Raw genomic sequence first — 871 nt, forward strand, 5'->3', positions numbered from 1 at the left:
CTGGAAAGTTATAACCACGGCCTAAGTATAAACAGTTAGTAGCTTCTTTATAAATATCAGCAATGTATTTTATATGCGCGTCAGATTTTAAAGCTTCTTCAACTTTGCTTGGTATCATTTCTAGTTCCAGTAAATGATGACGGTAATCAGAGCTGCTAATAGTGCCTTTTGCTCTGGCTAATCTTAAAGCCATTAAAGTAAGAACTGTTATTTGTGTTGTGAAGGCTTTAGTTGATGCAACACCAATTTCAGGTCCGGCATGCGTATATGCTCCGGCATGAGTTTCTCTAGCTATAGATGAACCTACAACATTACAAACACCAAAAACAAAGGCGCCTTTAGATTTTGCTAACTTAATGGCAGCAAGTGTATCGGCAGTTTCACCAGATTGCGAAATAGCTATTAAAACATCATTTTCAGTAATAACCGGGTTTCTGTATCTAAATTCTGAAGCGTATTCAACTTCAACAGGTATTCTTGCTAAGTCTTCAAAAATATATTCGGCAACTAAACCAGCATGCCATGACGTACCACAGGCTACTATTATAATTCTGTTAGCGTTCAAGAATTTTTTCATATTATCTTCAACACCAGCCATTTTTATAATAGCTTGATCTCTTAAAAGTCTACCTCTGTAAGTGTCTTGTATAGCTTTAGGTTGTTCATGGATTTCTTTTAGCATGAAGTGTTCATAACCACCCTTTTCAATTTCTTCTAGGTTTAATTGAAGTTTTTGAATATAAGGATCTACTAAAGAATCATCTTTTATTTTTCTTATTTTAATGCCTTTATGAAATCTTAAAATAGCCATTTCTTCATCTTCTAAATAAATAGCATCTTTTGTGTATTCAATAAAAGGGGAAGCATCACT

At 34.1% G+C, this 871-nt stretch carries 1 protein-coding gene; it reads right to left on the bottom strand.

Annotated elements, in window-relative coordinates; translation table 11 throughout:
* The coding region (locus tag FUA24_RS03035) for an SIS domain-containing protein (RefSeq protein WP_148540011.1) at window positions 1-871 on the bottom strand (871 nt) is incomplete at both ends.

The sequence above is a fragment of the Seonamhaeicola marinus genome (assembly GCF_008085455.1).